The sequence below is a fragment of the Arthrobacter sp. 35/47 genome (genome assembly GCF_000520475.1).
Lineage (GTDB): Bacteria > Actinomycetota > Actinomycetes > Actinomycetales > Micrococcaceae > Arthrobacter_D > Arthrobacter_D subterraneus.
This window is the reverse complement of the sequence record NZ_KI914590.1, coordinates 26,342-33,613: the sequence shown is the minus strand read 5'-3', so window position 1 is coordinate 33,613 and position 7,272 is coordinate 26,342. Positions and strand designations below refer to the sequence as shown.

Annotated in this window: 9 protein-coding genes; 3 read left to right on the top strand and 6 right to left on the bottom strand. The window is 64.4% G+C overall.

Annotation, left to right across the window (positions count from 1 at the left end; genetic code table 11):
* Positions 1-97: 97 nt before the first annotated feature.
* Entirely contained in the window at positions 98-940 is an 843-nt protein-coding gene (locus X803_RS0106070) for an HAD family hydrolase (protein ID WP_051470519.1), read from the top strand.
* 47 nt (positions 941-987) lie between these two features.
* Here the strand turns inward: X803_RS0106070 and X803_RS21415 are convergent, their stop codons facing one another.
* The 5 genes from X803_RS21415 to X803_RS0106045 form a co-directional block, all read right to left on the bottom strand.
* Complete coding sequence (locus tag X803_RS21415) at positions 988-1,086, bottom strand: 30S ribosomal protein bS22 (protein ID WP_003792170.1); 99 nt, start codon at positions 1,084-1,086, stop codon at positions 988-990.
* Between the two features lie 187 nt (positions 1,087-1,273).
* Complete coding sequence (locus X803_RS0106060; RefSeq protein WP_026544441.1) at positions 1,274-1,486, bottom strand: helix-turn-helix domain-containing protein; 213 nt, start codon at positions 1,484-1,486, stop codon at positions 1,274-1,276.
* 160 nt (positions 1,487-1,646) lie between these two features.
* Positions 1,647-2,759 (bottom strand): 3-deoxy-7-phosphoheptulonate synthase, encoded by a 1,113-nt coding sequence (locus X803_RS0106055; protein WP_026544440.1) that lies wholly within the window; start codon positions 2,757-2,759, stop codon positions 1,647-1,649.
* Between the two features lie 220 nt (positions 2,760-2,979).
* Positions 2,980-3,429, bottom strand: a complete 450-nt coding sequence (locus tag X803_RS0106050; RefSeq protein ID WP_026544439.1) for an ArsR/SmtB family transcription factor — start codon at positions 3,427-3,429, stop codon at positions 2,980-2,982.
* Between the two features lie 52 nt (positions 3,430-3,481).
* The gene (locus tag X803_RS0106045) at positions 3,482-4,630 is read right to left on the bottom strand and encodes an acetoin utilization protein AcuC (RefSeq protein ID WP_084033470.1); all 1,149 of its coding nucleotides are present in this window, start codon (positions 4,628-4,630) and stop codon (positions 3,482-3,484) included.
* A 158-nt stretch (positions 4,631-4,788) separates the two neighbouring features.
* Between X803_RS0106045 and X803_RS0106040 the strand changes: the two genes are divergently transcribed.
* A complete protein-coding gene (locus tag X803_RS0106040) occupies positions 4,789-6,201 on the top strand; it encodes a TrkH family potassium uptake protein (protein ID WP_026544437.1) in 1,413 nt (470 codons plus the stop codon).
* A 22-nt stretch (positions 6,202-6,223) separates the two neighbouring features.
* Complete coding sequence (locus tag X803_RS0106035; protein ID WP_051470518.1) at positions 6,224-6,862, top strand: potassium channel family protein; 639 nt, start codon at positions 6,224-6,226, stop codon at positions 6,860-6,862.
* Positions 6,863-6,867: 5 nt separating this feature from the next.
* Here X803_RS0106035 and X803_RS18180 read toward each other — a convergent pair.
* Positions 6,868-7,272: pyrroline-5-carboxylate reductase family protein (locus tag X803_RS18180; RefSeq protein WP_035778131.1), on the bottom strand; the 405-nt coding region annotated here is incomplete at its 5' end.

Below are 7,272 nucleotides of genomic sequence, written 5' to 3'. Positions count from 1 at the left end.
AGGGACCCGCGCCGAGCGCAGCGAGGTGTGGGAGGCGGGAAGCGCGTACCGGCCGCAGGTTCCCCGCCCAGCGCCGGGCAGTGATTAGACTCATGCTATGTCCGCAGCCAGCCTCCAGCCCGTCGTCGTTCCCGGGTCAGCCGCAGAGGCTGTGCCTGCTGAAGCGGCGCCGCTGGGCGGGCCGGCCGGAGAAGCAGCATTTTTTGACGTCGACAACACCATGATGCGCGGTGCCAGCCTTTTCCATGTGGCGCGCAAGATGTACCAGCGGCGGGCCTTCACGCTCCGTTTTGCTGCCGGGCTGGCCTGGAAACAGCTGCGCTTCGTCATGCGCGGCGAGAACATGACCGACATTCATGCGGTACGCGACGCCGCGCTCGCCTTCGCCATCGGGATCGCCCATGAGGACGTGCTCGCCCTCGGCGAAGAGGTGTATGACGAGATGATTGCTTCGAAGATCTGGCCGGGCGCACGGGCGCTGGCCGAGCAGCATCTCCGAAACGGACGCCGCGTCTGGCTGGTCACAGGAACCCCGGTTGAAGTGGCCAGCGTCATTGCCAACCGGCTGGGTCTCACCGGCGCGCTCGGCACCGTCGGCGAGGTCTCCGAGGGTTTCTACACCGGCAAACTGGTGGGTGAGTTCCTTCACGGTCCCGCCAAAGCCGTTGCCGTTCGCGAGCTCGCAGGCAACGAGGGCCTGGACCTGTCCCGCTGCTGGGCCTACAGCGATTCGTACAATGACATCCCGCTCCTGAGCATCGTGGGACACCCTGTGGCGATCAATCCGGATCACCGCCTGCGCAAACACGCCCGGGACTCCAACTGGCCCATCTACGACTTCCGGAGCGGCCGCCGGGCAGCCACCCTGGGACTCAAGGCAGCGACGGGAGCCGGCGTGGTCTACGGGCTGTGGCGCGGGTTCACCCGGATGAGGGGTTAGTCCTTAAACGCAAAACCGGTCCGCTCGAGGGCGGACCGGATGCGATGCTACTTCTTGTTGCGGCGCTGGTGGCGGGTCTTGCGAAGCAGTTTGCGGTGCTTCTTCTTCGCCATCCGCTTGCGGCGCTTCTTGATTACTGAACCCATAGAGTCCTCACAAACTATTCATTCCGGTTCCGGACAACCTCCACCGCAGGTGCTGCGGCGTGGAAGCTCGAATCTGACAATTGACGTACATCGCGATGACGCACATCTTGCGGCCGAATGAACGGCCGCCTACGCAAAACGCTTCTTAACAGAGTACCCGGTCAAACCGGCCTCCCTGACCGGCCTGCTAGCCGGTGCCGGACTCGCCCTCAACAGAGGCGGACCGGAGATACTGCTGTACGGCTGATTCGGGCACCCGGTAGGAACGCCCAAACTGGACCGCCGGCATATCACCCGAGTGGACCAACCGGTACACGGTCATCTTTGACACCCTCATCACGTCGGCGACCTCCGCCACCGTCAGGAAGCGCACGTCGGAGAAGTTGCTCCCGTTCGTCATCTCACCACTGTCCTTTTCTCCTGGAGCTGACCCTGAGATGGGCGCCCACCACAATTGGTGGAACGCCGAACGGCGTGTCGCCTTGAGACCTGAGGATAGTCCGTCTAGGGAGATACTCTAGTGGTTGATGTGACCAAAGTGAAAGCGCCCAAAGTCACGATCAGCCAACACTACGACGACGGCGTGATCCCCTCGCCAGATCACCCAGTACCGACGCTGTGGTGCCCCAGCCCATGCAGGCATCGGTGACACTCTGGCCGTAGACAAGGTCGCCCCGGGCCGAGACATCCAGCTTCTGGGCACCCTCCACCAGGAAGCTCTCCAGCATGACGCCGGCGATTGCATCGGAACCCTCCACCGCGTCCGCCAGCTCGCGGGCGACCTCCGCCTGGCGGCGGTGGTCCTTGCCGCTGTTCGCGTGGCTCGCGTCCACGATGAGGCGGCCGTTCAGGCCCGCGGCAGTGAGGCGCGCCGATGCGTTCGCCACGTCCTCGGCGCCGTAGTTCGGGCCGTCAGCGCCGCCACGCAGGATCAGGTGAGTATCGGGGTTGCCGGTGGTGGACACAAGGGCTGCCCGCCCGTCGTCGTCCACGCCCAGGAAGGCCTGTGGCGCACTCGCGGAGGCGCAGGCGTCCAGCGCTACTCCGATTCCGCCGTCGGTTCCGTTCTTGAAACCCACCGGCATCGATAATCCCGACGACAACTGTCGGTGGATCTGGCTTTCCGTGGTCCGCGCTCCGATTGCGCCCCAGCTGACAAGGTCAGCGATGTACTGCGGACTGATCGGTTCGAGGAACTCGGTGCCCAGCGGGAGACCGAGTGCCGCCACCTCGTGGAGGAAGTTCCGCGCGGCACGAAGGCCGGCAGCGATGTCATGGCTGCCGTCCAGGTGCGGATCATTAATGAGCCCCTTCCACCCCACGGTGGTCCTTGGCTTTTCGAAGTATGCGCGCATGACCACCAGCAGGTCCTCGCGGTGCAGTTGGGCAGCGTCGGCGAGCATGCGCGCGTATTCGAGGCCGGCGGCGGGGTCATGGATGGAACAGGGGCCAACGATGACGAGGAGCCGATCATCGACCCCGTTGAGCACAGCCCTGATTTCCTCACGGGAGCGTCGTACGGAGGCGGCCGCCTCGTCCGACGCGGGCAGTTCGGCGAGCACATCAGACGGGGTGGGCAGCGGCTCGATCGTGCGCACATTGACGTTGGACGAGGAGGTGGTGAGGGTTTTCATGGTCCCGCTTTCGAAGAGGTTCTCGGCGGGACTGTCCATCAGAACCCGCCGTGGAAACGACGAAGGGCAGGAAGCGTGTCCTGCCCTGTTGGCTCTGAAGGTGTTGGTCAGCGTATTAGGCCGCGGGCTCCTCCAGAGCCAACGCAAAATACGCATACCAACGGGTTGTCATGGCTTGAGCGTAATAGGCCCGCGGCATATTGCCAAAGTGACGGCGCAATTGTGACCGGTGTGGAGGTAACAGTCATGCCCGGCCGGGTTACTCCTTGCGGCGGCGCAGCTTCGGGAACTGGGACAGGAGGTCGGCCGCCCGCTCGGCGGCTCTGCCGACGGTGCGCCCGAACTGCTGAGCTCCATCTGCCTGCGCAAGAGCCGGCGTCACCGGGACCATCTCACCAAGCGCGGGTTCAACAACAGCTGGGGCCAGGGATGAATTGCTCTGGGGAACAGGCAGCTCGAACCCGGCAAGCCAGGAAGCAACCTCCTGCAGCGGCTCCGGGACGAGGGAGTAGAACCGCTTCTGACCCTGTGCCCGCATGGATACAAGGCCCGCTTCCCGCAGGACTTTGAGGTGCTTGGAAACGGTGGGCTGACTTACCTCAAGCTCCTGCACCAGTTCGCCTACCGCTTTGTCTCCATCCCGCAGGGATGCCAGGATCTGACGGCGGGTTGCTTCGGCGATGACGGCGAACACATCATCCATGACCATCCCATTACCATATCCGTATATAACGAAAGCGGCATCCCTTGGTGGGGCGAAGTCAGTCGAACCAGGGGTCCAATCCGTGGAGGGGAAACACGGCCTTCCGCGTGGCCATGATCGAGCGGTCCAGGTTGGCGTTCGGATCGAACCCGGCTTCCCAGGACTGCCACCAGGTATCGGAACCATCCCCCAGCACTTCGGGCGCGTTGCGGCCGAAACGCTCGGTCACATAGGAACGCCAGGAACCGGGCACCGGCGTCGTCAGGGTGATATCAGCGCCCGCGGCCACAGCCGTGAGCAGGGTCCAGGAGCGCGGCACCACCGACGTGATGTTGTACCCGCCGCCTCCCGTTGCGATCCAGCGTCCCTCACAATGCTGCGAAGCGAGCTCCCGCACGGCCACCGCTGCCGCATGCTGCGCGTCCACCGTGATACGCAGGTTGGTCAGCGGATCATCGACGTGGCTGTCGCAACCGTGCTGGCTCACGATCACCTCAGGTTTGAATGCGGCCGTCAGCTGGGGCACCACCGCGTGGAAGGCCCGCAGAAATCCCGCGTCTCCGGTGGTGGTGGGCAGCGCAACATTGACTGCGGAACCCTGCGCCGCAGGGCCGCCGATTTCATTGGCGTACCCCGTGCCGGGAAAAAGACTCATGCCCGTCTCATGCAGGGAGATGGTCATTACCCGATTGTCATCCCAGAAGATCTCCTGCGTGCCGTCACCGTGATGAGCATCGACGTCGATGTAGAGGACGCGCTGCACGCCGTGGTCGAGCAGGCGCTGAACTGCCGCGGCGGCGTCGTTGTAGATGCAGAAGCCGCTCGCCACCGCACGGCCGGCGTGATGCATTCCGCCGCCGAAATTCACGGCGTGCTGCGCAGCTCCCGACAGCACGGAGTCGGCCGCGGCCAGGGAACCCCCGACCAGGCGAGCGCTGGCTGTGTGCATGCCCGCAAAAGCCGGTGTGTCATCGGTTCCGAATCCCGCGGTTCCATCGGCAGCCTCCGGATCGGCATCGGCAGCCTTCACCGCGTCCACATACCGCGCATCATGGACGGTCAGCAGGCTCGCGTCGTCGGCAACCTCGGGCACAAGGATTCGGACCTGGGGAAGGTCGAACAATCCGACGGCCCGAATAAGGCGCGCGGTCAGGTCGAGCCGCAGCGGGCTCATCGGATGGTGCGCGCCGAAGTTGTACGCGAGCATGGATTCGTCCCACACCACCCTCGTTGAAAAGGCGGGAACGGAGGTACTGGCCACTCCAGCAGGCTACGCGATCCGGGCCCTTCCTGCCCACGGCGCACGTGTGAAGGTGGTTTACTACTCGGAGGGACCAGCGGGAGATACGGAGCGGATCAGCAAGCATGACACGGACACACCCCTCCTGGCTGGGAGGGGAAGACCAGGTTCACCTGCACCTGCTGCGCCGGGCGCGCGACTTCATCGACGGCGTAGTCAACAGCTCCCCCGCACGGGTTGCCCTGCTGGTATTTGCGCTGGTGGTGCTCGTCTTCACCGTTCTGCTTACCCTCCCGGCGTCAAGCAGTTCCGGTGAATTCACTCCACTCCACGATGCCCTTTTCACTGCCGTCTCCGCGGTCTGCGTGGTGGGACTGACGGTCGTGTCGACAGCTGCCCACTGGTCTTTCTTCGGCCAGCTGGTGATTCTGATCGGCATCTTTGTGGGCGGACTGGGGACCCTCACCCTCGCCTCCCTCCTGGCGCTGGTGGTAAGCAAGCGGCTCGGGGTGCGCGGCAAACTCCTGGCGCAGTCCGCACTCAATAACGCGACCCGGTTGGGCGAGGTAGGCACCCTGCTGCGGATTGTCATCACCACCTCCGTGGCCGTCGAGGTGGTCCTGGCCCTTGCCCTGATTCCCCGGTTCATCATCCTCGGTGAGCCTTTCTGGCTCGCGGTGTGGCACGGGATCTTCTACTCCATCTCGGCGTTCAACAATGCCGGGTTCACTCCGCACTCCGACGGTCTGGTGCCTTACGAGACTGACCTGTGGATTCTCATGCCGATCATGGTCGGGGTCTTTGTCGGCAGCCTTGGCTTCCCGGTCATCCTGATCCTCGTGCAGTTCCGCCACCACATCCAGAAGTGGAGCCTGCACACCAAGCTGACCATCAACGTGTCCCTCATCCTGCTGGTTGCGGGAGCGGTGCTCTGGGGTGGGATGGAGTGGTCCAACAGCAACACCATCGGCGGGCTGAGCGTCAGTGACAAGATCATTCATTCGGTCTTCGCGTCGATCAACACGCGCTCGGGCGGCTTCAATCTCGTGGACCAGAACCAGATGGAGCCGACCACGATGCTCCTGACGGATGCGCTGATGTTCGCCGGCGGCGGTTCCGCCTCGACAGCCGGCGGAATCAAGGTCACCACCATCGCTGTCATGTTCCTCGCGATCCTCGCTGAGGCCCGCGGCGACTCGGACGTCAGCGTCTACGGCCGAAAGATCCCCCAGGGAGCCATGCGGGTGGCCATCTCGGTGATCTTCATGGGTGCCACCATGGTGCTGGTCGGCACCGGCCTGATCGTGTGGATCTCAGGGGTGGAGCTGAACCGGGTGCTCTTCGAGGTCATCTCGGCGTTCGCCACCTGCGGTCTCAGCACCAACCTCAGCGCGGAACTTCCACCTGAAGGAAAGTATGTTCTTTCTGCGCTCATGTTCGCCGGCCGTCTTGGAACGATTACCCTTGCTTCTGCGCTCGCTCTGCGCCAGCGCAGCACGCTCTACCACTACCCGGAAGAGAGGCCAATCATTGGCTGAGAGACCAGCACACAACGCGCCAGTGCTCGTGATCGGGCTGGGGCGATTCGGCGCCGCCACGGCCGAGCAGCTCGTCAAACAGGGACGCGAGGTGCTCGCAATTGAGAAGGACCAGCAGCTGGTCCAGAAGTGGTCGGGAACCCTCACCCATGTCGTGGAGGCGGACGCCACCAACATCGACGCCCTGCGCCAGCTGGGGGCACAGGAGTTTCCTGCCGCCGTCGTGGGGGTGGGAACCTCGATCGAGGCGAGCGTTCTGATCACCGCAAACCTTGTGGACCTGAACATCGACAATCTGTGGGTCAAGGCGATCACGCCCTCGCACGGCAAGATTCTCAAGCGGATCGGGGCGAACCACGTCATCTACCCCGAGGCCGACGCCGGGCAGCGCGCCGCGCACCTGGTCGGCGGCCGGATGCTCGACTTCATCGAGTTCGAGGACGGTTTCGCCATCGTCAAGATGTTCCCGCCGAAGGAAACCCAGGGCTTCACGCTGGGTGAATCGGCAGTCCGTTCCAAATACGGGGTCACGGTGGTCGGCGTGAAATCACCGGGCGAGGACTTCACCTACGCCCGCCCGGAAACCAAGGTCACCAGCCGGGACATGCTCATCGTCTCCGGCCATGTGGACCTTCTCGAACGCTTCGCCGCCCGGCCCTGACGGGCTTACCCGCCCAGCTCGCGGGTGATCGCAGCCGCCCGCTCCGCCGCTGCACGTGCTCCTGCAGCTACGATGTCCGGAAGTCCCTGCTCGTCGAAGGTTGCTATCGCGCGCTCGGTTGTCCCGTTGGGGCTCGTGACGGCCTTGCGCAGCGCCGTCGCGTCCGCGCCTTCCTCAGCGAGCATGAAGCCTGCGCCGGCCACGGTCTCGGTTGCCAGCAGCTTGGCCAGGTCCTCGTCGAGTCCCAGCTTGACGCCGGCCGCTGCCATCGCTTCCGCCAGGTAGAACGCGTAGGCGGGCCCGGAACCGCTCACCGCCGAGAGCGCATCAACCTGCTCTTCGGGGATTTCAACGACGGTTCCCGCCGCGCTGAGGATGGTCCGGGCCTGGTCCATCAGTTCGGGGGTGGC